26 protein-coding genes are annotated in these 24150 nt (G+C 69.2%); 10 read left to right on the top strand and 16 right to left on the bottom strand.

All coding sequences use genetic code 11. The features are described from left to right. The first annotated feature begins 153 nt into the window (after positions 1-153). The 3 genes from ACWCPQ_RS20145 to ACWCPQ_RS20135 all read left to right on the top strand — a co-directional run bounded on the left by ACWCPQ_RS20145 (position 154) and on the right by ACWCPQ_RS20135 (position 1762). Positions 154-1041, top strand: coding sequence for a DUF2268 domain-containing protein (locus ACWCPQ_RS20145; RefSeq protein WP_449900922.1), 888 nt, complete (start codon positions 154-156; stop codon positions 1039-1041). 332 nt (positions 1042-1373) lie between these two features. Next, positions 1374-1577, top strand: coding sequence for a hypothetical protein (locus ACWCPQ_RS20140; protein WP_449900920.1), 204 nt, complete (start codon positions 1374-1376; stop codon positions 1575-1577). After that, a complete protein-coding gene (locus ACWCPQ_RS20135; protein WP_449900918.1) occupies positions 1574-1762 on the top strand; it encodes a hypothetical protein in 189 nt (62 codons plus the stop codon). Before ACWCPQ_RS20140 ends, ACWCPQ_RS20135 begins: the two co-directional genes overlap by 4 nt. Positions 1763-1787: 25 nt before the next feature. On the opposite strand, the gene ACWCPQ_RS20130 is transcribed toward ACWCPQ_RS20135, so the two are convergent. The 6 genes from ACWCPQ_RS20130 to argC are packed head-to-tail and all read right to left on the bottom strand — an operon-like array spanning position 1788 to position 7623. Continuing rightward, entirely contained in the window at positions 1788-2297 is a 510-nt protein-coding gene (locus tag ACWCPQ_RS20130; RefSeq protein ID WP_449900916.1) for an arginine repressor, read from the bottom strand. Then, complete coding sequence (gene argF / locus ACWCPQ_RS20125) at positions 2294-3259, bottom strand: ornithine carbamoyltransferase (RefSeq protein ID WP_449900913.1); 966 nt, start codon at positions 3257-3259, stop codon at positions 2294-2296. Before argF ends, ACWCPQ_RS20130 begins: the two co-directional genes overlap by 4 nt. Then, on the bottom strand, positions 3256-4455 hold the full coding sequence (locus tag ACWCPQ_RS20120) for an acetylornithine transaminase (RefSeq protein ID WP_449900911.1): 1200 nt from the start codon (positions 4453-4455) through the stop codon (positions 3256-3258). Before ACWCPQ_RS20120 ends, argF begins: the two co-directional genes overlap by 4 nt. Further along, entirely contained in the window at positions 4452-5366 is a 915-nt protein-coding gene (argB, locus tag ACWCPQ_RS20115; RefSeq protein WP_449900908.1) for an acetylglutamate kinase, read from the bottom strand. The genes ACWCPQ_RS20120 and argB overlap by 4 nt, the downstream gene beginning before the upstream one ends. Next, on the bottom strand, positions 5363-6574 hold the full coding sequence (gene argJ / locus ACWCPQ_RS20110) for a bifunctional glutamate N-acetyltransferase/amino-acid acetyltransferase ArgJ (protein WP_449900906.1): 1212 nt from the start codon (positions 6572-6574) through the stop codon (positions 5363-5365). Before argJ ends, argB begins: the two co-directional genes overlap by 4 nt. Further along, entirely contained in the window at positions 6571-7623 is a 1053-nt protein-coding gene (gene argC, locus ACWCPQ_RS20105) for an N-acetyl-gamma-glutamyl-phosphate reductase (protein ID WP_449900987.1), read from the bottom strand. Before argC ends, argJ begins: the two co-directional genes overlap by 4 nt. Positions 7624-8367: 744 nt before the next feature. On the opposite strand from argC, the gene ACWCPQ_RS20100 reads away from it, so the two are divergent. Then, positions 8368-9168: a crotonase/enoyl-CoA hydratase family protein gene (locus tag ACWCPQ_RS20100; protein WP_449900985.1), complete on the top strand. Its 801-nt coding sequence runs from the start codon at positions 8368-8370 to the stop codon at positions 9166-9168. A 34-nt stretch (positions 9169-9202) separates the two neighbouring features. Here the strand turns inward: ACWCPQ_RS20100 and ACWCPQ_RS20095 are convergent, their stop codons facing one another. Further along, positions 9203-9733, bottom strand: a complete 531-nt coding sequence (locus ACWCPQ_RS20095; protein ID WP_449900904.1) for a helix-turn-helix domain-containing protein — start codon at positions 9731-9733, stop codon at positions 9203-9205. A 115-nt stretch (positions 9734-9848) separates the two neighbouring features. Between ACWCPQ_RS20095 and ACWCPQ_RS20090 the strand changes: the two genes are divergently transcribed. Both ACWCPQ_RS20090 and ACWCPQ_RS20085 read left to right on the top strand, forming a co-directional pair. Beyond that, complete coding sequence (locus ACWCPQ_RS20090) at positions 9849-10523, top strand: AzlC family ABC transporter permease (protein ID WP_449900902.1); 675 nt, start codon at positions 9849-9851, stop codon at positions 10521-10523. Beyond that, positions 10520-10843, top strand: coding sequence for an AzlD domain-containing protein (locus ACWCPQ_RS20085; RefSeq protein WP_449900900.1), 324 nt, complete (start codon positions 10520-10522; stop codon positions 10841-10843). The genes ACWCPQ_RS20090 and ACWCPQ_RS20085 overlap by 4 nt, the downstream gene beginning before the upstream one ends. 28 nt (positions 10844-10871) lie before the next feature. Here the strand turns inward: ACWCPQ_RS20085 and ACWCPQ_RS20080 are convergent, their stop codons facing one another. The 7 genes from ACWCPQ_RS20080 to ACWCPQ_RS20050 all read right to left on the bottom strand — a co-directional run bounded on the left by ACWCPQ_RS20080 (position 10872) and on the right by ACWCPQ_RS20050 (position 18559). Beyond that, complete coding sequence (locus ACWCPQ_RS20080) at positions 10872-11363, bottom strand: pyridoxamine 5'-phosphate oxidase family protein (protein ID WP_449900898.1); 492 nt, start codon at positions 11361-11363, stop codon at positions 10872-10874. A 233-nt stretch (positions 11364-11596) separates the two neighbouring features. Beyond that, the gene (ppc, locus tag ACWCPQ_RS20075; RefSeq protein ID WP_449900896.1) at positions 11597-14398 is read right to left on the bottom strand and encodes a phosphoenolpyruvate carboxylase; all 2802 of its coding nucleotides are present in this window, start codon (positions 14396-14398) and stop codon (positions 11597-11599) included. A gap of 123 nt (positions 14399-14521) precedes the next feature. Next, positions 14522-14941, bottom strand: coding sequence for a VOC family protein (locus ACWCPQ_RS20070; protein ID WP_449900894.1), 420 nt, complete (start codon positions 14939-14941; stop codon positions 14522-14524). 99 nt (positions 14942-15040) lie between these two features. Next, on the bottom strand, positions 15041-15736 hold the full coding sequence (locus tag ACWCPQ_RS20065; protein WP_449900891.1) for a hypothetical protein: 696 nt from the start codon (positions 15734-15736) through the stop codon (positions 15041-15043). A gap of 189 nt (positions 15737-15925) precedes the next feature. Continuing rightward, positions 15926-16483: a GNAT family N-acetyltransferase gene (locus tag ACWCPQ_RS20060; protein WP_449900888.1), complete on the bottom strand. Its 558-nt coding sequence runs from the start codon at positions 16481-16483 to the stop codon at positions 15926-15928. Between the two features lie 273 nt (positions 16484-16756). Continuing rightward, positions 16757-17941 (bottom strand): Cmx/CmrA family chloramphenicol efflux MFS transporter, encoded by a 1185-nt coding sequence (locus ACWCPQ_RS20055; protein WP_449900885.1) that lies wholly within the window; start codon positions 17939-17941, stop codon positions 16757-16759. Between the two features lie 261 nt (positions 17942-18202). Next, positions 18203-18559: a hypothetical protein gene (locus ACWCPQ_RS20050; protein ID WP_449900883.1), complete on the bottom strand. Its 357-nt coding sequence runs from the start codon at positions 18557-18559 to the stop codon at positions 18203-18205. Between the two features lie 266 nt (positions 18560-18825). Here ACWCPQ_RS20050 and mscL point away from each other — a divergent pair, with 266 nt between their 5' ends. The 4 genes from mscL to ACWCPQ_RS20030 all read left to right on the top strand — a co-directional run bounded on the left by mscL (position 18826) and on the right by ACWCPQ_RS20030 (position 21950). Beyond that, complete coding sequence (gene mscL, locus ACWCPQ_RS20045) at positions 18826-19269, top strand: large conductance mechanosensitive channel protein MscL (protein ID WP_449900881.1); 444 nt, start codon at positions 18826-18828, stop codon at positions 19267-19269. A gap of 85 nt (positions 19270-19354) precedes the next feature. Continuing rightward, complete coding sequence (locus tag ACWCPQ_RS20040; protein ID WP_449900878.1) at positions 19355-20167, top strand: ABC transporter ATP-binding protein; 813 nt, start codon at positions 19355-19357, stop codon at positions 20165-20167. Next, positions 20164-21138 carry an aliphatic sulfonate ABC transporter substrate-binding protein gene (locus tag ACWCPQ_RS20035; RefSeq protein WP_449900875.1) on the top strand — a complete coding sequence of 325 codons (975 nt, stop codon included), beginning with the start codon at positions 20164-20166 and terminating at the stop codon, positions 21136-21138. The genes ACWCPQ_RS20040 and ACWCPQ_RS20035 overlap by 4 nt, the downstream gene beginning before the upstream one ends. Before the next feature lie 98 nt (positions 21139-21236). Then, positions 21237-21950, top strand: coding sequence for an ABC transporter permease (locus tag ACWCPQ_RS20030; RefSeq protein WP_449900983.1), 714 nt, complete (start codon positions 21237-21239; stop codon positions 21948-21950). Here ACWCPQ_RS20030 and ACWCPQ_RS20025 read toward each other — a convergent pair whose 3' ends face one another. Next, positions 21951-22250, bottom strand: coding sequence for a hypothetical protein (locus tag ACWCPQ_RS20025; RefSeq protein WP_449900872.1), 300 nt, complete (start codon positions 22248-22250; stop codon positions 21951-21953). It lies immediately after the preceding gene. A gap of 177 nt (positions 22251-22427) precedes the next feature. After that, on the bottom strand, positions 22428-24116 hold the full coding sequence (locus tag ACWCPQ_RS20020; RefSeq protein ID WP_449900870.1) for a hypothetical protein: 1689 nt from the start codon (positions 24114-24116) through the stop codon (positions 22428-22430). Positions 24117-24150: the final 34 nt, after the last annotated feature.

The following is a 24150-nucleotide window of genomic DNA, read 5'->3' as shown; positions in this document are numbered from 1 at the left end:
GGACAGCCGGATAATCCGAGGAAGTGGTGGCGAACAGCAGCTCGGCGATTCTGGAACGCCCGAACTCGAGCGGGTCGCAGGACCTCCTGCGACCTGACCGGGGTGCGAGTCGGACTTGCACCTCACGTGACGTCAGGATTTACCGTCGGGCCGGTGACGATCACTGTTCTCGACTCCTACTCGACAACGAAGCAGATCCTGCAGGCACCAGTGGCCGATCGGGAAGGCATGCTGCGGGCGATGCTCGAACCGACGACCGGGATGTACCGGTACTTTCCGGGAGAGGTCGACCTGGTGGCGTTCCACCGGCAGTCGGCCGGGTTCCCGCTCGACCGCGACGGACAGCGTTGTCTCGACGCCCTGGAAACGCTCGCGGCGGCCGATGCCTGGAAGCGCATGCAGCGGGCGGTCGACGACGCGGAATCCGTATTGCTCGCCGCGACACCGGGGTTCCGAGCGCCGGACATCACCGTGCTCCTGGTGCTCGGCGACCCGGGCGATACCAACTTCATGGGCCCGAGCCTGGGCGTCACCGGCTTCGGCGGTATCTCCGGCTACATCACGATCACCTTGTGGCCCTACCCGGAGAACCTGGAGCGTCTGGAGTGCACCGCGGTGCACGAACTCCACCACAACCTGCGCTACAGCCCCGGCGGTGTGGTGTGGGATCCGATGACGGTCACTGTCGGTGAGCATGTGGTGGGCGAGGGTTTGGCCGACGCATTCGCTCGTGAACTCTATGGTGACGACCTCGGCTACGCCCGCCTCGGCGTGCCGACCTTGCACGACGACGAGTCGTTCACGAAAGTAGTTTCCGGACTGGATACCACCGGGATGCAGAACTTCACGGCCTGGGTACACGGCGACACCATCGCAGAGCACCTGGGCGTGAACCCGGTCGGATTGCCGACGGGAGCGGGGTATTCCGCCGGGAACAGGTTGGTCGACGCCTACCTCGCGGCGACGGGTAAGTCCGCGGCCCAGGCTCTGCACGCCGGCAGCGCGGACATCATCGCCACCGCGCTCACGGCGAACCGATAGGTGCCGTCCATCCGCCATCGTCCGGATCGCGAAGAAGGGGGCGGCTTGACAGACTGCGCATCCTCGCGTCCTGGACCGCCGAACACCCTCACTCACCCCCAGACCACAACCGCCCAGACCCCGACGTGCACAAAAGGGCATTCACGGACACTGACACACGACGAAACTTCGCTGAACAGCGATGATTGCAGCTGCTGATGTCCATTAGAACATCGGTTGATGGACGTTGGATCCTCGCTGTCTGCGGCTCAATCGGGGATTCCGGTCCGTGCGCCGAGCCGTTGCCGGCGGATGCCAGTGGTGTCGATCAATGGCATCGCCTGTGAGATCCGTTGTCCGACATCATCTTCTGTGTCGGGCTGGTCGAAACAGTCCGGATGATCGTGGAAGCCGACCCCGACGGCCGGGAGAACCCGGGGTATTCCCTGCTCTCACTGCTTTTCATCGGAGTGGTCACCCTGCTGTGGGTCAGCGGGGGTGCGCTGTTGCTGATGGGCCGGCGCCCGGGCCGGGTGCTGACGCTGGTCGTGCGGTGATCGGCGTGCTGCTCGCCATCGCGGGAACGGTCGGGGCCATTGCCTCGCGTGAGCCGGCGGTCCGGGCGCTCACGACACCACTGCTCCTGCTGTCGGGCATCGCGTTCGGCTGTGCCGCGTCCCGCGCCACCGGGCGGTGGCTGTCGTACCACACCTCGGTGCGAGCCGGTGGGCCCAGATACTGATCGGCCGGGGCCGACCGTATCCACGTCAGGCCAGATTCTCGATCTTCGCGGCCAGCTCGGCCCCGGTGAGCGGTTCGCGCGCGATGACCGCGATGGTGTCGTCACCGGCAATGGTCCCGACGATGTAGGGCAGCGAGGCCCGATCCAATGCGCTGGCCAGGAAATGCGCCGCGCCGGGCGGTGTCCGCAGCACGGCGATGTTTCCGCTGGAATCGGTGGAGACCAGCAGATCGCCGAGAAGTTTCGCCAGTCGCCCGGTCCCACCGGTGACCCCGCGTACCGGGCTGCCATCCTCCGGCACCACATAGACCCCCGCGCCGCCGTCGGCGGCGCGCAGCTTCACCGCGCCCAGTTCGTCGAGATCACGGGACAGTGTCGCCTGGGTGGTCTCGATCCCCTCCGCGGCGAGCAGGGTGGCGAGTTCGGTCTGGCTGCGCACCGGATGCGCGGCCAGCAGCGCGATGATCCGCGACTGCCGGCCCGCGCGGGTGGCGGCGGTGACCGGTCCCGCCGGATGTATCCGGGTCTCGCTCATCGTCGTCGCGCGTCCTCGCGTGCCAGCAGCCAGACCAGTAGGGCCTTCTGCGCGTGCAATCGGTTCTCCGCCTCGTCCCAGACCACGCTCTGCGGCCCGTCGAGGACCTCGTCGGTGATCTCCTCACCGCGATGCGCGGGCAGGCAGTGCAGCACGATCGCGTCGGCACCGGCCCGGGCCAGCAGTCGGCTGTTCACCTGGTACGGCTGGAACGGGCCGACCCGGTCCAGACCGTCGCTCTCCTGCCCCATGGAGGTCCAGGTATCGGTGACCAGTACATCGGCGCCGTCGGCCGCGATCAGCGGATCTTCGGTGACGACGATACTGCCGCCGGTTTCGGCGGCCCGGGCCTCGGCGGCTTCGATCACGGCAGATGCCGGGAGGAACCCGGCGGGGGCGGCGATCCGGACGTGCAGCCCAGCGGTGACGCCGCCGAGCAGCAGCGAATGGGCCATATTGTTGGCACCGTCACCGAAATAGGCCAGCCGCAGTCCGCGCAGCCCACCCTTGTGCTCGGTGATGGTCAGCAGATCGGCCAGCACCTGGCAGGGATGGAATTCGTCGGACAGCGCGTTCACCACCGGAACGGTGGCGGTGGAAGCCATCTCCCGCAGCCGCTCTTGACCGAAGGTCCGCCAGACGACGGCCTCCACATAGCGGGAAAGCACCCGTCCGGTATCGGCGAGGGTTTCGTCGCGACCCAGCTGGGTCGTCTGCCCGTCCACCACCACGGCGTGCCCGCCGAGCTGGGCGATACCCAGCTCGAAGGAGAACCGGGTGCGCGTGGAGTTCTTGTCGAAAATGACGCCGACACCCCGCGGCCCCTCCAGCGGCCGGTGCGAGAACGGACTCTTCTTCAGCTCGGCCGCCAGCGCCAGCACCTCGGCCTGTTCCGCAGGGGTCAGATCGTCGTCGCGCAGGAAATGGCGGACAGCGGTGGCCGGGTGTAGGGAGGCGGTCATCCGCGGGGTCCTTTCGTTTCGGCCAGGACATCGTCGAGGATTCCCGGCAGGTCAAGCACGAGATTGTCGGCCTGGGTCTCGGTGAGCACCAGCGGCGGCGCCAGCCGGATCACATCGGGTTTGGCCGGGTTCACCAGATAACCCGCGGCCCGCGCCCGGGCCTCCACCTGTGGAGCGACCGGATCGGTCAGACCGATCCCGATCAGCAGTCCGGCCCCCCGCACATCGGCGATCAGTGGATGTTCGAGCACGGCGATGCCGTCGCTGAGCCGCTTACCCACCGATTCGACATGCTCGAGCAGCCCGTCCTCTTCGAGCGTGCGCAGCACGGCGAGCGCGGCGGCCGCGCAGACCGGGTTGCCGCCGAAGGTGGTGCCGTGCAGGCCCGGGGTGAACAGCTCGGCCGCCGGCCCGGTGGCCAGGACCGCGCCGATCGGCAGACCGGCACCCAGCCCCTTGGCCAGGGTGATGACATCCGGCGTGATCCCGAACGACTGGTGGGCGAACATCTTGCCGGTACGGCCGATCCCGGTCTGCACCTCGTCCAGGATCAGCAGTGCGCCCGCCCGCGCGGTGATCTCGCGGGCCCGGACCAGATAGTCCATCGGGGGGACCACGACACCGCTCTCGCCGAGCATCGGTTCCAGGAAGACCGCGGCGGTATCGGAATCGACCGCACGCTCGAGGATCCGGGTATCGCCGTAGGGGATGTGCACGACACCGGGCGGCATCGGTTCGAACGGCGCGCGCTTGGCCGGCTGGCCGGTGAGCGCGAGCGCGCCCATGGTGCGGCCGTGGAACGCCTCGTCACAGGCGATGATCTTGCGCCGGCCGGTGAGCCGGGCCATCTTGAAAGCGGCCTCGTTGGCCTCGGTACCGGAGTTGCAGAAGAACGCCCGGCCGTCACCGTCACCGAAATGCCCGAGCAGCCGCTCGGCCAGCTCGATCACCGGTTCGCTGCCGTACAGATTCGAGACATGCCCCAGCGTGCCGAGCTGGTCCATGACCGCGCTCAGGATCGCCTGATGCGCGTGGCCGAGGCTGTTCACCGCGATACCGCCCACGAAATCGACATAGCGGTTGCCGTCCGCGTCGTACACGACCGCACCGGTCCCCCGGGTCAGCACGACCTCCGGAGTGGCGTAGTTGCGCATCATCACGTTCGACCAACGTTGCCGCAGTTCCGCAGTGTTCATGCTCTGACTCCGTTTTCCTCGTTCGCCGGCAGTGTGACCATGGTCCCGATTCCCTCCCCGGTGAAGAGCTCCAGCAGTACCGAATGGGGTACGCGACCGTCGATGACGTGCGCACCCGGTACCCCGCCCCGGACAGCGCGCAGACATGCCTCCATTTTGGGCACCATTCCCGAATCCAGCGACGGCAGCAGGTCGGCCAGCGCGTCGGTATCGATCACGCTGGTCAGCGACGACCGGTCCGGCCAATCGGTGTACAGGCCCTCGACATCGGTCAGCACCACCAGTTTCTCGGCGCCGATCCCCTCGGCGAGCGCGGCGGCCGCGGTATCGGCGTTGATGTTGTGCACCACGCCGTCGGCGTCGGGGGCGATGGTGGAGACCACCGGGATACGCCCCGCGCGGATCAGGTCGAGCACCGAATCCGGATGGACGTCGGTGACATCGCCGACCAGCCCGATATCGGTGGCCGCGCCGTCGACGAAAACGGTGCGGCGGGTGGCGGTGAACAGCCGGGCGTCCTCACCGGAGATACCCACGGCGTACGGGCCGTGGGCATTGATCAACCCGACCAGTTCCCGGCCGACCTGACCGAACAGCACCATCCGCACCACATCCATCACCTCGGGTGTGGTGACCCGGAAACCGCCGCGGAACTCCCCGGACATCCCGAGGCGCTGCAGCATGGCCGAGATCTGCGGGCCGCCGCCGTGTACCACCACCGGGTGTACGCCGACGGTACGCAGGAAAGCCATATCGGCGGCGAACGCGCGTTTGAGCCCGTCGTCGATCATGGCGTTGCCGCCGTATTTGACGACCACCACCTTGTCCCGGAATTTCTGCAACCATGGCAGGGCACCGGCGAGAATATGCGCTTTGTCCAGCGCGGACAGTTCGTGCAACGCTTCGGTCATGAGCTGTAGGCCGAATTCTCTTCGACATAGCCGTGCGAGAGATCGGTGGTGCGGACGGTGGCGGTCCCGACGCCGAGTCGCAGATCGACGACCACGTGGATATCGGCCCCGGACAGATCGACCTCACGTGCTCCGGGCGCGCCGGTGCCGTCGACACAGACCGGGAACCCGTTGAACGACACCGAGATCAGGTCGGGATCCAATTCGATGGGGGCGGTACCGACCGCGGCCAGCACCCGGCCCCAGTTCGGGTCGGAGCCGAACATGGCGGTTTTGACCAGGCTGTCGCGGGCGATGATCCGGGCCGCGACCAGGGCGTCGTCTTCGCTGTGCGCGCCCTCGACCGTCACCAGGACCCGTTTGGTGACGCCCTCGGCGTCGGCCATCAGCTGACCGGCGAGGTCGTCGCAGACCGCGAGCACGGCCGCGTCCAGGTCTTCCTGACTGGGTGTGACCTCACTGGCACCGTTCGCCAGCAGCAGCACGGTGTCGTTGGTCGACATCGATCCGTCCACATCGAGCCGGTCGAAGGTGAGCTTCGTGGCCCGCCGCAACGCGGTGTCGAGCTGTTCGGCACTTGCGACGGCATCGGTGGTCAGCACGACCAGCATGGTCGCCAGCGAGGGAGCCAGCATGCCCGCGCCCTTCGCCATACCGCCGACATTCCATTTGTCCGGATGGTGCAGGGATGCCTCTTTCGGCACCGTATCGGTGGTCATGATGGCGTGCGCGGCCTCGGTACCGCCCGATATCCCGCCGCCCATCTCGTGCACGATCTCGGTGACCGCCGGCAGCAGTTTGTCCATCGGCAACCGATCACCGATCAGTCCGGTGGAGCAGACCGCGATCTCCCCGGCACCGGTTTCGGTGCCCCAGTTGCTCAGCGCCGTGGCCAGTTCCTCGGCGGTGCGATGGGTGTCCTGGAAGCCCAGCGGCCCGGTGCAGGCGTTGGCTCCCCCGGAGTTCAGGATCACTGCCCGCAGCCGCCCGGATTTCAGCACCTGCTGTGACCACAGCACCGGCGCGGCCTTCACTTTGTTGCTGGTGAAAACACCCGCCGCGGCGTAGTCGGGGCCCTCGTTGAAGACGAGCGCGAGGTCCGGGCCGCCCTTGGCCTTGATGCCCGCGGCGATTCCGGCCGCCCGGAAGCCGAGCGGTGCGGTGACACCCTGGTTGTGCACGAGGTTTCCGTTCTTGTCGGTGGTCACGGTGCCACTCCTACAGTGGACAGCCCGGCGGTCTCGTCGAAACCGAGCGCGAGGTTCATGGATTGCACGGCGCCACCGGCGGTGCCCTTGGTCAGATTGTCGATCGCACCGATCACCACCAGCAGGCCCGCGTCGGTATCGACGGCGACCTGCAGCGTGACGGAGTTGGCGCCCAGGACCGCACCGGTCTGGGGCAGGACGCCCTCGGGCAGCAGATGGACGAAGGGTTCGTCCGCGTAGGCCTTCTCGTAGACCGCGCGCGCCTCGGCCGCGTCCACCCGCACCGGCGCGGTGCAGGTGGCCAGGATGCCGCGCGGCATCGGCGCGAGCACCGGGGTGAACGACACCCGCACCGGCGCCCCGGCCACCGCCGAGAGATTCTGTGCGATCTCCGGGGTGTGCCGGTGCGCACCGGCCACCCCGTAGGCCCGGGCCGAACCCATGACTTCGGAGCCGAGCAGGCTCACATCGAGTTTGCGACCCGCGCCGGAGGTACCGCTCACCGCGACGACGTTGACCGCGGGTTCGACGATGCCCGCGGCGATCGCGGGAGCCAGGGCCAGACTGCTGACGGTCGGATAGCAGCCGGGCACCGCGATCCGGGTGGCCCCCCGCAACGCGTCCCGCGCCCCGGGTAGCTCCGGTAGACCGTAGGGCCAGCTGCCGGCGTGCGGACCGCCGTAGTACCGGTCCCAGGCCGCCGGATCGGTGAGCCGGAAATCCGCGCCGCAGTCGATGAGCACTGTCGTCTCCGGCAGCTGGGCGGCCAGGTCGGCCGACTGCCCGTGCGGCAGGCCGAGGAAGACGATGTCGTGCCCGGCCAGTTCGCCGGCCGTGGTCGGGGCGAGGATCCGGTCCGCCAGCGGCAGCAGCTGTGGTTGCAGCGCGCCCAGCGCGGTACCCGCGTTGTTACCGGCGGTCAGCGCCCCGATCTCGAGGCGCCCGGCTCGGTACTCCGGATGGCCCAGCAACAGACGCAGCACTTCCCCGCCTGCGTAACCGCTGGCACCGGCGACGGCCACGCGCAGGGGTCCGTTCCGGTCGGGCATATCCGTGAGATCAGCCATGTGATGATTATGCACGACCATGCAAGCCCATTCATCAACCGGTCCGCAAGCACCCCGCCGGGTTACCACCCAGCAGGTCGAGATCGACTCCCGGACGAGCCATCGCGGGCCGGCCGGCGCGTCGGCCGAGTCCCGGACCGGACCTCCGGGTCAGGACGTCCGAGCCAGCAGCGTCTGGGTGGTGGTCCCAGCCGGGCCGGTGCGGTCGTACACGGTCGAGGCCGGGGGTGGCGCGCGAGCAGTTTCCGGTAGGCCGCCGCCGATCAGGCGCCGATCCCGGACGACCGCACTCGCTCGCCGAGCGGAACCTGTGACACACCCAGATTCAGGAGAACGGCTGCCATGATCGGCTAGGATTAGAACATGTGTTCGAACAGCTGGCTCCGGGTTCAGATCGGCGCCCTGGAGCAGGCGGTCGACACCCTGCTCACCGGCGATCTCGGCGCCGTCTCGGATACCGAACTCACCGAATCGCTGTCCCGGCTGGAATCACGCACTCGCAACCTGGTGGGCCTCACCGTGCGGATGACAGCCGAACATGCCCGCCGTACCGGCCGGAACGAAGGACCCACCCAGGCGCCGACTACCACCTACACCCCCGAATCCGCGACCGGAACCACGGTGCGGACCGGTCCGCACCCGGCGCACCGACCCGCGCGCTCGCCCGGACCGACCCGATCGGGCATTGTTTCCGGTGACCGCAGCACCGTGGCCCGAGGAGTAACCGTGACCGCACCCGTGCGCGTGCAGCGCACCGGCGACATCGTCGTCTGGACCATCGACAATCCCGAGCAACGCAATCCGATCTCCGACGAGGCGACGATCGAGGCCCTGGAGTCCGCAGTCCACGCGGCCGACCGCGATCATTCGATCCGGGTGGCCATCCTCACCGGCGCGGGCACGGCGTTCAGCGCCGGCGGCAATGTGAAACATATGCGGGACAAGGCCGGCATGTTCGGCGGCGCCCCGGCGGAGTTGCGCCAGGGGTACCGGCACGGGATCCAGCGCATCCCCAAGGCGCTCTACCACTGTGAGATCCCCACCATCGCCGCGGTGAACGGCCCGGCGATCGGCGCCGGCTGCGATCTGGCCCTGATGTGCGATATGCGGATCGCGGCGACCACCGCGACCTTCGCCGAGAGTTTCGTACGCCTGGGCCTCATCCCCGGCGACGGCGGCGCCTGGCTGTTGCCGCGAGCGGTCGGCATGGCCCGCGCCAGCCAGCTGGCATTCACCGGCGCCGCCATCGATGCGGCCACGGCACTCGAATGGGGCATGGTCAACGAGGTGGTCGAACCGGATCGGCTGCTCGATACCGCCCATCGGCTCGCCGCGGAGATCGCCGTCAATCCGCCGCACGCGCTCCGGATGACCAAACGCCTGCTCCGCGAGGGTCAGCAACAGAGCCTGGAGACCCTACTCGAACTCTCCGCGGCCATGCAGGCCGTCACCCATCACACCGCCGATCACGACGAAGCGGTCGCGGCCATGCTGGAACGGCGCGCACCCCGCTTCACCGGGGACTGACCCGCGGGCCGAGCCCGCGCGTCAGACCACCCGGTCAGGGATATTCGGCGATCAGCGTGGCCACCGTGCCCGGGACCAGCGCTTCGAAAATATGCGGCACGTCGGCGGGGTAGGCGATGTAATCGCCGGGTTCGAGTTCCACCGGATCCGCCGACGTCCCGACGAGCGCGCGCCCGGTGCCGAGCAGTACGTGCTCGACCGACCCGGGCGCATGCGGCTGCGATGCCCGCCCGTGCCCGGGCTCGGCGGCCACCCGGTAGATATCGCGACGCACTCCCGTCGGGCTCACCGCCAGCAGCGTGGCCCGGTAATCGGCCTCGGCGGCGAACACCGCCGGACCTTCCGCGGCCCGGATCACCCGGGTGCGCGGGCGTGGCGGGTCCAGCAGCCGCGAGAAGGGCACCTCCAGGGCGAGGCACAGCGCCCACAGCGTTTCCAGGCTGGGATTCCCGGTTCCCGATTCGAGTTGCGAGAGGGTCGATTTCGCGATGCCTGCGCGCCGGGCCACCTCGGTCAGTGACAGCTCCGCGCGCACGCGCTCGCGCCGTAGCGAGGCGGCGATCACCTGCTGTGGGGTTCGGTTTGGATCCGCATCGACAGGACCTCGCGCAGCATCGTTCGGTTCACGAGTATCTCGTTCGGTTTGACGAACACGTGCGTTCACGTTCACCATGGTAGCCATGTGTTCGTTATGGCGAACAGTCGATCGTCCGGCCCGATCACTGATCCGCGCGCTCTGCGCCGCGGTCGCCGTCGCCGGGATGTCCTACGGCGCCACGGCGGTCGCGGCAGGACTTCCGCTGTGGTTTCCGGTCGCGCTCGGCGTACTGGTCCTGGCCGCCGGATCGGAATTCCTGTTCCTCGGAATCGTCGTCGCCGGTGGCAGCCCGATCGCCGCTCTGCTCGCGGGCCTGCTGCTCAACATTCGGCATATCGGCTACGGGCTCGCGGTACCCGAGGTGCTCGGCACCGGCCGGCGACGGGCGCGCCGCGCGCACCTCCTCAACGACGAAACCGTGGCCGTGGCACTGTCCCAGCGCTCGACCGGCGGCGGCCGGGCCGCCTATCTCGCCTGCGGACTCGGGATCTTCGCGGCCTGGCCCGCCGGAACCCTGGTCGGCGGCCTGCTCGGGAACGCGGTGCCCGACCCGGGCGCGTTCGGGGTCGATGCCGTGTTCCCGGCGGTACTGCTGACATTGATCATGCCCGCGCTGCGCGCGCCCCGAGTCCGGCGCGGCGCGCTCGCCGGGGCCGGTCTCGCACTGCTCGGCACCCCGGTGCTACCGCCCGGCGTGCCGATCCTGCTGGCCGCCATCGGCGTGGTCGTCACGATTCCGCGACCGGAGCACCGATGAACGATCTCGGGTACCTGGTCGGTGCCGCGCTCGTGCTGGCGGTCGGCACCTACGCCTTCCGGCTCGCCGGGCCCGTCCTCGGGTCGCGCATCCCGTTATCGGACCGGACCGCGGAGCTGCTGGACACCGCGTCCGTCGTGATGTTGGCGGCACTGGTGCTCACCACCACCCTGACCGAGGACACCGGCTCGGCCGGATTCGCGCGCCCGGCCGGAGTCGTGCTCGCCGGTGTGCTCCACCACTACCGGCTGCCGCTGCCGCTGGTGCTCGGGACCGCGGCGGCCGTCACTGCCGTCCTGCGTTTCGCGGGCGTCCCCTGATCACCCGATCGCAGGCCCCGCGTGCCGCTTACTGCTTCTCGACCACTCGCTCCCCTTCACCCGGTTTCCAGATGGTGACCCGCAGCAGATCGTCGCCGACCTCCACCGATGACGCCGAAGTCAGATCGGCCACGAAGAAATGCTCGAACTGCCGGCCCCGCAGATCCAAGCCGCTGTCCGCGTACAGGTACTCGGCGAATCGCGCGTGCAACGCGGTATCCGGATCGTCGACCACCACACCGAAGAGTTTCGCGTCGCCCTCGGCGACCATCGTGTCCTCGGTCGCGGTGTGCAGGCAGAAGCGGGGATCGCGGACCAGATCACGGAACTTGGTGGTGCCCGGCATGCCGGTGATCACCAGTTTCTCCTCGAAGATCAACGGCTCCACCGGACTGATCCGGGGGTATCCGTCCGAGCGCAGGGTGGCGAGCATGCACAGATTGCTGGTCGCGCTGTGGCGACGACGGAAGATCTCGCTGATCCGCGGCGCCTCGGCGGTGAACTCACTCCATGTCGTCATATAAGCGACGGTACGACGTCCACCGCGATCGCAGGTCCGGACAACCCGGATCGAGACCGGCCTTGCTCCGGCCGGGATACCGCCCACCGGAGCAAGGCGAAGGACCGCCCCGGCGCAGCAGCGCCCGGCAGCAGGGAGCGAGGCGGTCTGCCCGGGCACCGATCACGGAGTTCCGCGCGGCACCCGAGGGCCGACGGGATCCCCGGCCCGGCCCGCGCGGACACGAGCCGGTGTCATCCCGAGTTGCGCAGCGCGGTGGCCAGCCCGTTCATGGTGAGCAGGATGCCGCGTTTGACCAATTCGGAATCGTCACCGGCACGTAACCGGCGCAGCAGTTCGACCTGCATCTGGTTGAGCGGCTCCAGATACGGGAACCGGTTACGAATGGATTCCGCCAGCGACGGGTTGTCGGCCAGCAGATGGTCGTTACCGGTGATAGCGGCATGGACGGCCACGGTCCGGGCGTGCTCGCGTTCGATCATCGCGAAGATACGTTTCCGCAGATCGATATCCTCGACCAGTTCGGCGTAGCGGGCGGCGATATCGAGGTCGCTCTTGGCCATCACCTGCGCGAGGTTCGACAGAACGGTCCGGAAGAACGGCCACCGGCGGTACAGGTCGGCGAGCCGGGCCAGCCGCCCGGGATCGCCGTCGATCCATTCCTCGAGCGCGGTACCGGTGCCGTACCAGCCCGGCAGCATCACCCGGGCCTGGCTCCACGACATCACCCACGGGATCGCCCGCAGATCGGAAACCGAACTGGTGGGTTTCCGGGACGCGGGACGGCTACCGATATTGAGGTCGCCCACCTCGGCGACCGGCGTCGATTGCCGGAAATACTCCACGAAACCGGGGGTCTCGTGCACCAGCTGCGCGTAGGCGGTGCGGGCCCGGGCGGCGAGTTCGTCCATGAGCGCGTAGGAGGGTTCGGCGTCGTCGCCCAGCCCCTCGACATCCAGCAGCGTCGATTCGAGAGTGCCCGCGATGAGCGATTCGAGATTGCGGTGCGCCGACCCGCGTTCGGCGTATTTCGCGGCGATGACCTCGCCTTGTTCGGTCAGTCGCAGCGAACCTCGGACAGCACCCGCGGGCTGGGCGAGGATCGCGTCGTAGCTGCGGCCCCCACCACGGCCGACGGTACCGCCGCGACCGTGGAAGAGGCGTAGCCGGATGCCGTGTTCGCGCGCCAGCTCGACCAGATCCAGTTCCGCCCGGTACAGCGCCCAGTTGGCGGCCAGATAGCCGCCGTCCTTGTTCGAATCGGAGTAGCCGAGCATGACCTCCTGGCGCATACCGCGTGCGGCCACCAGCTCCCGATACTCGCGAACCTGCAGGGCCGCAGCCAGTGTGGTGGCTCCGGCCGCGAGATCCTCGATGGTCTCGAACAGCGGAACGATGCCGGCCGGGCAGGACGGCCCGCTGTCGGCACCTCCCGGATCCAGCAGCCCGCCCTCCTTGAGCAGCAGCGCCGCTTCGAGCAGATCGCTGACCGAGGTGCACATGGAGATGATGTAGTTGGGCACCGCATCCGGGCCGAGCGCGGCCACCACAGCGGCGGCGGCGCGCACGATGCCCAGTTCCTTGGTGGCCAGCTCGCTCAGCCGCGCCCGCGAACTCAGCAGCGGGCGTCGGGTACGCAGCTCCCGGGTGAGCAGTTCTACCCGCTCGGATTCGGGCAGGCTCGGATAGTCCGGATGTACCCCCGCCCAGGCCAGTAATTCGGTGACGACCTGCTCATGGGTTTCGGAATTCTGGCGCATATCCAGGCCCTGGAGATGGAATCCGAAGGTTTCCACCGAATACCGCAGGGTGGCGAGGAGATCGTCGGCGAGCAACGCGTCGCCACCGGCCCGCAGCGAAGCGTCGACGGCGTCGAGGTCGTCGAGCAGATCCTGCGGTGCCGAATACGGGGTGGCCCCGCCGGGATCGCCCGCACCGAACGATTCGAACTCCCAGGGACCCGCCGCGTCCGGATCCAGTGCGGCGACGGCCCGGCGGGCGGTCGCAGTGAGCCGGACCCGGATGCCGTACAACGCCCGCCGATACGGTTCGTCGGCGTAGGTGCGCGGATCCGGGTAGCCGCGTTCGGCGAGCGCGTGCACCGCCGGGGTCACCGCGACCAGCCGCGCCGACAAGGCCAGTGTCTTCTCCAACTGCACCAGATCGCGGAGATAGCGCCCGAACGCCACGCCCGCGGCCTGGGTGGCGGCCGTCCGCACCACCTCCGCCGTCACGTACGGGTTCCCGTCCCGGTCACCGCCGATCCACGAACCCGGCCGCAGCATGGGTTTCGGTAGCAGTCGCTGTTCGGGCCAGCGCGAGCCCAGCGCCGCCCGCACTCCGGCATTGATCGCGGGAATGACATCGAGCAGGGTGAGTTCGTAGTACCGCAGGCCGACGGCGATCTCGTCCTGGATGCGCAGCCGCGACAGGCGGATCAGTGCGGTACGCCAGAGCGTGAGGACCTGTCGCCGGATCTCGAGTTCGAGGCTCTCGCGCTCGGACTCGGGGGCGCGCAACCGTTGCCGCATGAGTTCGGTGATCCGGCTCTGGGTATCGAACACCGTCCGGCGCCGGGTCTCGGTGGGATGTGCCGTGATCACCGGCGACACCAGCGCGTCGGACAGCAGTTCGGCCACCCGCTCCCCCGGTACGGCGGCCGCGTCCAGCTTGCGGTAGGTAGCGGCGAGGGAGGAATCCTGCGGCGCTTCGCCGGCCGCCTCGTGGGCGGCGCGGCGGCGATCGCGCTGGATATCCTCGGCGAGGTTGGCCAGCAGGACGAAATAGCTGAACGCTCGGATCAGCGGGAGCGCCACCGCGATATCCACTCCGGCCAGCATCTCGCCGACCGCGCTGCGCTCCACCTCCTCGCGCCGGACCCGGAACGCCTCCACGCGCACCCGCTCCACGAGATCGAAGACCTCCGGGCCCTCGTGATCGCGGATGGTGTCACCGAGTACGCCGCCGAGGAACCGGATGTCCTCGCGCAGCGGCAGGGTCGCGTCGTTTCCTTCAGCGGTCTGCGCATCGCCCATGATCAGACAGTATGGACGGCCACCCGGCCGGTAGCTGTGACGACGCACACGGCCCATGCGAACCGTGTGCACCGGACGCCGCGAACTCCGGCTATCGGCACAGGTGACGCCCCTCGCGTTCGCTCAGCCCAGCGGCTGGGAGAAACGCAGGAAATTCCCCCACGGGTCGACGAATCCGCAATCCCGCACCCCGTAGGGCTGGTCGACCGGCTCCTGACCGACGCGCACCCCGGCATCGCGCAGCCGCGCGAAGGTCTCGTCCACCGATTCGGTGGTGAAGATGAGAGTCCCGTGGGCGCCGGCGGCCAGCCGGCGTTCGGACTCGGTGCGCTGTCCGGGATCGGGCACCATGGACGGCGTCTCCAGGATGAATTCGATAGCCGGCTGTCCGGCCGGTCCCACGGTCACCCAGCGCAACGGGCCGAACGGCATATCGGCACGGACCTCGAGGCCGATCACGTCCCGATAGAACTCGAGAGCTTCCTGCTGATCGCCCACGAGCACCCCGATATGCGACAGTGCGAGATCGCTACCCTTTGTCATCCGATTCTCCTCAGTTCCGGGCACGGCCCGTCCGGTGTCCGCCCGGATCTCGACCGGGCCGGAGTCGACACCACAGATGACGCGGCCCGGACCCGGAATTCATCGCACGGAACGCGACGCGCCGCCGGAATATCTGTCCCGGACGACGGGGGCCGGCCGCGACAACCACATCGCGGTCGCGACGACACCCGCGGTGAACACCAGTTCGGCACAGTTGGTGACCAGCATGGGAGGCATCGCGGCCGGAACCACCGCCATGATCACGGTGGTCAACGTCCACAGCCGGTAACCCCGCACCCGCCATACCGCGAGCGCCGCCACGAGCACCACCAGCACGGTCACGACCGGGGACAACACAGCGGCAGCCGACGCGTGCGCGGTCGTGTACCGCACGGTGCCGGCCCATTCCCGCGGCTCCAGGGTGAGCGGGTTCAATTCGACCGACGCCCCCAGGACGATCACCGCCGCCGTGATCACCCCCACCGCGGCCGTTGCCCAGCGGCTCCGTATCCAGCCGACGCCCGCCCGGGCCGCGGCGGCCCATGCCCACGGCATCAGCAGTGGCGTGAGCACGATATGTGCCACGAAGCGGGGCACCGACCAGGATTCCAGGGCCGGGCCCGCCCCGATCCAGCGACCTGCCGCGAGCACCGTGTTGTCGTAGGTCAGTGCCGCACACACCACGGCGGGAACGATCGGCAGACGATCGCCGGTCCGCAGGAACCGGTGCGCGCATCGGGCGGCGAGCGTCGCTTGTCCGGCGGCGAGCACCGCGAAGAATACAGCGGCGAGCACAGGAATCCTTCCCGGCCGCGTGCACCGGGGCCGGTCCGCCACGATACCGCCGCCGGAGCCGGACAACCATGCGCACGGGCGCGACGAGCCGGGCCCGGTGCGATACGAGCCGGCCGCGGCCGGATCCGAGGCCGGCAAAAGCCGCGGAATCCATCGTCCGGCAGCCGGTCATGCGACCGGCAACCGAGTTCAGCGGTGTCGGCGGCGCCGCCCCAGGACCTCGACGCTGTGCGCGCCGAAGGATCGCGATCCGGCACCCAGAGCTTTCTCGAACCGGAAGCGCCGGGCGACCTCGGTGTCGACCTCCGCGAATCCCGCCGCCGCGTAGAGCGCACGGGCCTCGGGCTGCCGGTCGCCGGTAGTCGCCGCCACCTGCCGATAGCCGAGCCGGACCATCTCCGTCTCCAGTTCGGCGAGTACCCGGGTCGCCAGCCCGGCGCGGCGATGCTCACGCGCGGTCCACACCCGCTTCAATTCGGCCGTCGTGGCATCGACCCGGCGGAAACCACCGCCCGCGACCGGACCGTCGTGGTCCACCAGTACCAGCAGACCACCGTCGGGTGCGAGGAAATCGGTGGCGGGACAATCCCGGAGGCGGCGGTGGATCGCCCCGGCGGTACCTCCGTACCGGATGCTGTAGTCGATCGCGAGTTCGGCGAGCAGCGCACCGGCCAGCGGATGATCCTGGTGCACGTGATACAGCCGCGGGCCGCGTGCCCGCATATCGATCGTCGACGGTGTACCCACGCTCGGTACCTCCATCACCCTGGCCCGTTGCGCCACACCACTCGGCCACTCCGGATGGTATTGCCGAGATTAGCCAACGGGCCGGGGCCGGCGCGCCGGTTCGGGTCGCGTGTCGTCGAACTCTGGACACTGTTACGTTCCGTTTACACCACCCGCTGTTCACCGAGCGTCCATCCCGGCCACGTGCCCGGTACTCGCCGCTCCGAGTACCGGGCAGGACTTCGATCCGGGCGGGTCGCGGCCGGTCTCACCGGCCACGACCCGAGGCGGTCGCTACCGATCGACCGGTACCGGGTCCGGCCGCGCGGTGAGCACCGCGCGCGACTTCGGCGCCGTCGACAGCGCCACGGCGACCAGCGCCGCACTCACCCATATCGGACCCAGTTCGCCGGCGCCGGTACCGAGCGCGAACGCCGCCACCACCGGCCCGGCCGCGGCACCGATGTTCAGTGCCGCGGTCGCATACGAACCCGCCATGGTCGGTGCCGCCGCGGCCTCGTAGAGAACCCTGGTGATGAGAGTGCTCCCCACCGCGAACGACAGCGCGCCCTGAACGCACACCAGGACCAACAGGGCAACCGGATGACCGGCCGTCGCGGCGAGCGCGATCCAGCCACCGCACAGCAGCGGCCCGGCCACCGCGAACACCGTTCCGGCACGGTTGTCGGACAGTCGGCCGGCGACGGTCACACCCGCGAAGGAACCCGCACCGAACAGGACGAGCGCCACCGGCACCCAGAGCGGGGCGAGCCCGGCCGCGCCGGTGACCAACGGTGCGAGGAAGGTGAAACTGCCGAAGGTGGCGGCGTTCACGAGGGCGCCCAGCAGCATGACCGCGAGCAGCCGCGGGCGACGCAGCTGGGCGAGTTCCCGGCCGAGCTCCGGGCGCGCGCCGGGACCGGCCGGGTGCAGGCGTTCCGGAATCCCGGCGAGCAGTATCCCGGCCGCCACCGGCAGGCAGATCACCGCGAGCGTCCAGAACGTCGCCCGCCAGCCGAGGACCGCGCCGAGCAGCGCCCCGCCGGGCACTCCCGCCACGGTGGCGACGGCGGTCCCGGACAGCAGGACCGCCAGTGCTCGCCCCTTGCTCCCGGCGGGAACCAGCGCGGCGGCCGCGGTCAGCGCGACCGCGAGAAAACCGGCATTCGCGACGGCCGCCACCACCCGGGTGGCCACCAGGAAGGAGAAACTCCCGGTCACGGCTCCGGCGATATGCGCCGCCAGGAACAGCAGCAGGAACCCCAGCAGACTCGACCGCATCGGCCAGTTCCGGGCGAGGCCCGCCATCAGCGGTGCGCCCACGACCATTCCGACCGCGAAGGCCGAGGTCAGCAGTCCGGTGGTGCCGAGACCCACACCGAGATCGGCTGCGATATCGGGGATCAACCCGGCCAGCATGAATTCCGAAGTGCCCATGGCGAAAATCGCCAGGGCAAGTAGATAGAGAGTGAAGGGCATGGAGGACTCCGAGGTGGAAGAGACAGGAAACGTCTCGTCACCCCGGTCAGCGCCCGGGAATCACCGGATCACCGTGCCGGTGGGAGACACGGCACGGTTCCTTGCACAGCGAGAGGTCAGGGGCTGACGGGGATGACCGGCAGCCCTGCTCTGGATGCCTCCGGGCTCGACATGCGACCGACATTAGCTGTCGCCGGATGCCGGCGCATCTCTGTTTCCGGGACAATGTGCTCCCGGCGGCGATTACGCGGCCGGACGCGCTCAGCTCGGATCGTCGAGCCGGACCCGTACGGTGACCCGGCCTTTCTCGTCCCGCTGGGCCGTCGCGTGCCCACGCCGGTCGCCGTCGCGCAGATGCAGCAGGATCGGTGCGCCCTCCCCCAGGAAGTTCCGCCACCAGCGCTTCTTGTCCGGCATGGCGACGCCGATGACCAGTTCGCCGTTCTTCTTCAGGTAGTTGACCGGTGTCCGGAAGGTCTGCCCCGACCGGCGGCCCACATACTCGATCTCCACGAAGCCCTTACCCAGCAACGGCCCCAGCACCGGGATATCGAGCAGCGCCACCACGCCGGTGTTGAAACCCCGGACCGCCCGGCCCAGCAGTGTTGTCGATGTCACGGGTTCCTCCTGCTCGATATCTGCCTGCCCACCCCGATGACCCGACCTTAACGCGCGGCGAGCCGCGCCGCCCGGCGCCGCCGCCCGGCCGGCGCCGGGGATCGGGGCGGTGCGAGGGTCCACCGGATCGCTGCCGGTTTGCGCGCGACATCCCCGGCTGCCACTATCACCTGCGGTGCAGCGCCGGGACCTCGATCGCAGCGATACCGCTCATCGGCCGAGACCGGGACCGGCGGGAGAAGCAGCGTCCGATACGGAGTGGGTTGATGCTCAAAGGTTTCAAAGACTTCCTCATGCGTGGGAACGTCATCGATCTGGCCGTCGCCGTCGTCATGGGCACGGCATTCACCGCGGTGGTGAGCTCGGTCACCAAGGGTGTGGTGGAGCCGTTGCTGGCCGTCCTCGGTGGGAGCAGCCAATTCGGCTTCGGCGTCACCCTGCTGGCGGGCAAACCGGCGACATTCGTCGCACTGGGCCCGATCATCAGCGCCGCCATCGACTTCGTCATGGTCGCGGCGGTGCTCTATTTCGCGCTCATCCTGCCGATGAAATCCATGCAGAAGCGTTTCTACGCCCGGAACAAGGTAGAAGCCGAACCGTCGACCCCGGCCGATATCGCGCTGCTCACCGAAATTCGCGACCTGCTCGCCGAGCAGGCCGGCCGGCCCGAGCTGAGCAAGAAGGACACCGAAAAGGTGCACTCCTCCTAGACATTCGGCGCAGCCGGCCCGGCGTATTCGGATCATGCGTCGTATAAACCTGTTCGGCGGCTGAAGCGGGGCATATCTTCCCCCGGTGACCTCGACCGCGCTCCACCCTGCGGCCCTCACGCTGCGTGGGGTGCGACGCAGCTTCGGACCGGCCACCGTGCTGCGCGATATCGACCTCGATATCGCTCCCGGTGAGATCGTCGCCCTCCTCGGCGCGTCCGGTTCGGGAAAATCGACACTGCTGCGACTCGCCGCCGGCCTCGACCGGCCCACAGCCGGATCGGTAACCATCGACGACCGGCCCATCTCCGGCGTCGACCCACGCTGCGCGGTGGTCTTCCAGGAGCCGCGCCTGCTGCCGTGGCGCAATGTGGCCGGCAATGTGGCGCTCGGGCTGCCGGCCGGAACGGGCCGCGCGGCCGGGGCGGCGGCGGTCCGGAGCTGGCTGGACATCGTGGGACTCACCGGTTTCGCCGAGTACCGGCCCCGCCGGATCTCCGGCGGTATGGCCCAGCGGGCGGCCCTGGCGCGCGCGCTGGTACGGCGGCCCGGCGTGCTGCTGCTGGACGAGCCCTTCGCGGCCCTGGACGCCCTGAACCGGCTCAAGATGCAGAACCTGCTGGTCGATGTGCACAGCGAGGTCGCCACCACCGTGGTGCTGGTCACCCACGATATCGACGAGGCGCTCGTCCTGGCCGACCGGATCGTGCTGCTGGAAGCCGAATCGGGCCGCGGCTCCGGGATCGGTGCCGTCTTCGACGTGCCCGGAACGCGTCCCCGCGATCGCTCCGACAGCCGGCTCACCGCGCTGCGTGCCACCCTGCTCGACCGGCTCGGTGTCCCCGAGCCCGGCGCGGCCCCGGCCGCCGATGCTCTCGTGAAGGAGACCCTCCGATGAAGTTCCGTGCGGCACTGGCGTTCCTGACCGCGGCGGTGGCCGCGCTGACCGCCGGCTGTGTCCAGGGTGAGGGCGCCGACGCCGCGGGCGGCGCCGATATCAAGCTGGACTACGCCTACTACAACCCGCTGAGCCTGGTGGTCCGGGACCGGAAATTGCTGGAGAACGCCGGCTACAACGTGACCTGGGTGCTGTCGGCGGGCAGTAACAAGGCGAACGAGAACCTGCGGGCCGAAGCCATCGATGTGGGATCGACGGCCGGGGCGGCGGCGCTGATGGCGCGCGCCAACAACACACCGCTCAAAGTAGTGTCGCTGTACAGCAAACCGGAATGGACAGCGCTGGCGGTGGCTCCCGGTTCGCCGATCGATTCGGTGGCGAAGTTGCGCGGGCAGAAGATCGCGGCCACCAAGGGCACCGACCCCTACTTCTTCCTACTGCAGGCGCTGGGCACCGCCGGGCTCACCGGCAAGGACGTCGATATCGTCAATCTCCAGCACTCCGACGGCAAGGTCGCGCTGGAACGCGGCGCGGTGGCGGCCTGGGCCGGGCTCGATCCCTATCTGGCCCAGAGCCGGCAGGAGGGCAAATCGCAGCTGCTCTACCGGAATCCGGATTTCGCCACCTACGGCACCCTCAACGCCCGCGAGGACTTCCTCACCGAACATCCCGACCGCGCACAGGCTGTGGTGGACGCCTACGAGAAAGCCCGCGACTGGGCGCTGGCGCATCCGGCCGAACTGACCGGGCTGCTGGCACGGGAAGCCGGGGTGACTCCGGAGATCGCGGCGGAGGAACTCGAACGTACCGTGCTCGACAACGATCCGGTGCCGGGCCCGGAGTTGCGCGCGGTCCTGGAACGAGTGGTGCCCATCATCGCCGGTGACGGCAGCGTGCGCTCGGCGGAGGCCGCGACCGCCGCGCTGGAATCGCTGTTCGAACCGAAGTACGCGGTACAGGCAGCACTGTGAGCACCGCACCGTCGTTCACCGCTCCGGAATCCGGTACCGGGGACGGACCCCGGCCCGCGAACCGGTTGCGGTGGGCCGGATTCGGACTCGGACTGGTCGTGCCGCTCGCACTGCTCGCGCTCTGGCAGGCCGTCACCGCGGCGGGCCTGTACTCGCCGTCTCAGCTCCCGCCCCCGGCCGATGTCCTCGCCGCCGCCGGTGACCTGCTCGGCGACGGCGCGTTGTGGAACCACCTGGCCATCAGTGTGCAGCGGGAGATCATCGGCTACCTCACCGGCGCGGCGGCCGCGCTGGCGCTGGGCGCGCTGATCGGCCTGTCCGGCCTCGCCCGCCGGATGCTGGCACCCACCGTCGAGATCCTGCGCACCGTACCGTCACTCGCGTGGGTGCCGCTGCTGTTGTTGTGGCTGGGTATCGGCGAACAGCCCAAGATCGTGCTGGTCGCGATCGGCGCGTTCTTCCCGATCTACACCACCACCGCCTCGGCGTTGTCCCAGGTGGATCCGCAGCTGATCGAGGTGGGCCGCGCCTACGGCCTGCGCGGTGCAGCCCTGCTCACCCGCATCATGCTGCCCGCCGCGGCCCCGGCTGTTCTCAACGGGTTGCGGCTCGGACTGGTCAACGGCTGGTTGTTCCTGGTGGCGGCCGAACTCATCGCCTCGTCGAAGGGCCTGGGATTTCTCCTGATAGACAGCCAGAACACCGGCCGCACCGACATCATGTTGCTCGCCATCGTGCTGCTGGCCGGCCTCGGCAAGCTCAGCGATATCGCCTTCGGCGCGGTGGAACGGGCTGTGGTGGCCCGGCGCTGATCACCCGGCCGGGGACAGTATTTTCAGGACTTCTTCGGAGTGGTAGAACGGCTCCAGCCGTTCCCGGATCAACCCGGCCAGCACCCCGTCCCGTTTGGCGGCCTCCACCACCGCCGGACCGTACCGCAGGATCTCGGCGACGATGTCCTCGCCGGTCAGCCCGAGTTCGGCCAGCAGCGCGGCGAGCGTGTGGTCCCGGTACTTCTCGTGGCAGACCTGCACGCATTCGGCCGCCAGCAGACCGAAATATTCCTTCTCCCGGGTGGTCACCGCGATCCCGGCCGATATCGCCCTGCTCACCGAGATCCGCGATCTACTCGCCGAACAGTCGGGACGACCCGAGTCGGGCAGGAAAGACGCCGATCAGGTGCATTCCTTGTAATTTCCGATATCGGATCGGAGTGGCACGGGCCCATGTGACCCGCGCGGCGCCGACTTGTGCGCGGCGGTACGTCGTACCGGAAGAACGCCGGGCCCTCATCGTTGTCCCCGGTCTCCCGGTGCGGCGTGGTCGAGCCGCGCCGCGTTCGCACTGTCGACCAGTAGCCGATGCAGGGTTCGGGCCGGATGCGAGGCCCGGGCGACATCCAGCACTACTTCGGTGAATGCCTCGGCCAGAGCCGCCTCGGGATTGAATCGACCGGCTCGGAAACCACCGCTCAATTGTGCTCGCCACTGTCCGAATCCGGATACCGTGCGGGCCAGCGATCCGGTGGCGCCCCGGTCCGCCAGCGGCAGGTAGGCGGCAACGAGGGCATGCCGGGTCGCGGTACGGGCCCGGAAGCCACCGGCCGCGTCGAGAGCGCGCCCCAGCTCACGGACCACGGCGGAGTACACCGGCCGCTGGGTGCAACCGGGTGCGAGCAGCCCCGCCTCCGCGTCCGACCGGACCGCACGTTCCAGCGCCGCCGGTTCCACAGCCGCGCGGACGGCCAGGGTTATGCGTAGCGGACGGCCGACGATCGAATCGACGTCCGCATCGGACCCGGCCGGCTGGTTCGATGGTTCCGGATCCAGCCGTATCGTGGTTCCGTCCGCCAGTTCGGCGAGACCGAGGGCCGCCAGGGCGATCGCCGGATGCCGTGGCAGGACATCGTGCACTGCGGCGGTCATCTCCATCAGCACCTCACGGGGCACACCCGGTGTATCGAATCCGAATGCCCGGACGTCGTGCCGTTCGGCCAGCTCCCGGGCCAGTCGGGCCGCGAGGGGCTCGACAGCTCCTTCCACCGGCGAGCGTTTCGGTTCGGCGGGTTCCGCGGTGCGCCGCTGCGGCGGGCGGGCCGGCAGCCGCGGCGGCATATCGGATCCGCCCGCCCCGGGTGCGCTGATCCGGGGTGGACCACTGGACGGGGATTTGGACCACGGGGAACCGGGCCCGGCCGCGGCTCCGGCGCGGGCCGGCCTTGTCACATCGGCAGCGGGGCCGACGGGGGCACGGGCGACGGCGGGAGGTGGCGAGGCCGCCGTCTTCGCGGGCTGCCCCGTCGTAGCGGATTGTGCCGCCGGTACGCCGACGGGATCGGTGCCCGGCCGGTCCCGGGCAGGGGCGTCGGCGGAACCCGGTGACTGCTCACGCGACGGTGACTGCTGCGTATCCGAAGCCGGGGCGTCCCCACCCGGTGCGGCACCGGGCACGCCAGCAGGAACCCCGCCCGGATCCGTTCCCGTGGATGCCGGAGACGCTGCGGACAGCGGCCCCGGCGACCCGGCGCCGAGATCGTTGCGACCGGAACCGGTAGCCGTTGTCCCGCCGCCAGGAGCCACAGCGGCAGCGGCAGGGTCGGCGACGAGACCGGAGACAGGAGCGATGTAGCCGGTCGGTACCGGATTCTCCGCGACCGGAACCGGCTGATCGGTGGTCCGCAGCACCCGGCCACCCAACAGGTCCTGCTGCTCGAAATTCGCCGCGACCCGCAACAGGTCCGGGCCGGTCTGCTGCACGGCCTCGGTGAGACTCCGCAGTTCTGCCAGCGTCTGCTTCTCCTCCGGGGCGAACTGCGCGCCGAAAGCCCGCCCGGTGTCGTCATTTCCCCACGGGGCCAGATCGGTGGCTACCAGATCTTCCAATCGCTGTGTCAGTGCCGCGACCTCCGCACCGATCTGATCGAAGGCCGGCGCGGTCGAACGCAATCGGTCGAGGTCTGCCCGAAACTGTTCGCTCACCTGTCGCCTCCCGCACAACCGATCTGTCCCCGAT

The organism is Nocardia sp. NPDC001965 (genome assembly GCF_053594175.1).
This window is presented reverse-complemented; position numbering and strand designations above follow the sequence as displayed.

Coding starts and splice junctions, on each gene's coding strand:
- ACWCPQ_RS20130 (WP_449900916.1), bottom strand. CDS start 2,297: ATGAGCGAGACCCGGATACATCCGGCGGGACCGGTCACCGCCGCCACC.
- argF (WP_449900913.1), bottom strand. CDS start 3,259: ATGACCGCCTCCCTACACCCGGCCACCGCTGTCCGCCATTTCCTGCGC.
- ACWCPQ_RS20120 (WP_449900911.1), bottom strand. CDS start 4,455: ATGAACACTGCGGAACTGCGGCAACGTTGGTCGAACGTGATGATGCGC.
- argB (WP_449900908.1), bottom strand. CDS start 5,366: ATGACCGAAGCGTTGCACGAACTGTCCGCGCTGGACAAAGCGCATATT.
- argC (WP_449900987.1), bottom strand. CDS start 7,623: ATGCCCGACCGGAACGGACCCCTGCGCGTGGCCGTCGCCGGTGCCAGC.
- ACWCPQ_RS20090 (WP_449900902.1), top strand. CDS start 9,849: ATGTGTTCGTTATGGCGAACAGTCGATCGTCCGGCCCGATCACTGATC.
- ACWCPQ_RS20085 (WP_449900900.1), top strand. CDS start 10,520: ATGAACGATCTCGGGTACCTGGTCGGTGCCGCGCTCGTGCTGGCGGTC.
- ACWCPQ_RS20080 (WP_449900898.1), bottom strand. CDS start 11,363: ATGACGACATGGAGTGAGTTCACCGCCGAGGCGCCGCGGATCAGCGAG.
- ppc (WP_449900896.1), bottom strand. CDS start 14,398: ATGGGCGATGCGCAGACCGCTGAAGGAAACGACGCGACCCTGCCGCTG.
- ACWCPQ_RS20070 (WP_449900894.1), bottom strand. CDS start 14,941: ATGACAAAGGGTAGCGATCTCGCACTGTCGCATATCGGGGTGCTCGTG.
- ACWCPQ_RS20055 (WP_449900885.1), bottom strand. CDS start 17,941: ATGCCCTTCACTCTCTATCTACTTGCCCTGGCGATTTTCGCCATGGGC.
- mscL (WP_449900881.1), top strand. CDS start 18,826: ATGCTCAAAGGTTTCAAAGACTTCCTCATGCGTGGGAACGTCATCGAT.
- ACWCPQ_RS20035 (WP_449900875.1), top strand. CDS start 20,164: ATGAAGTTCCGTGCGGCACTGGCGTTCCTGACCGCGGCGGTGGCCGCG.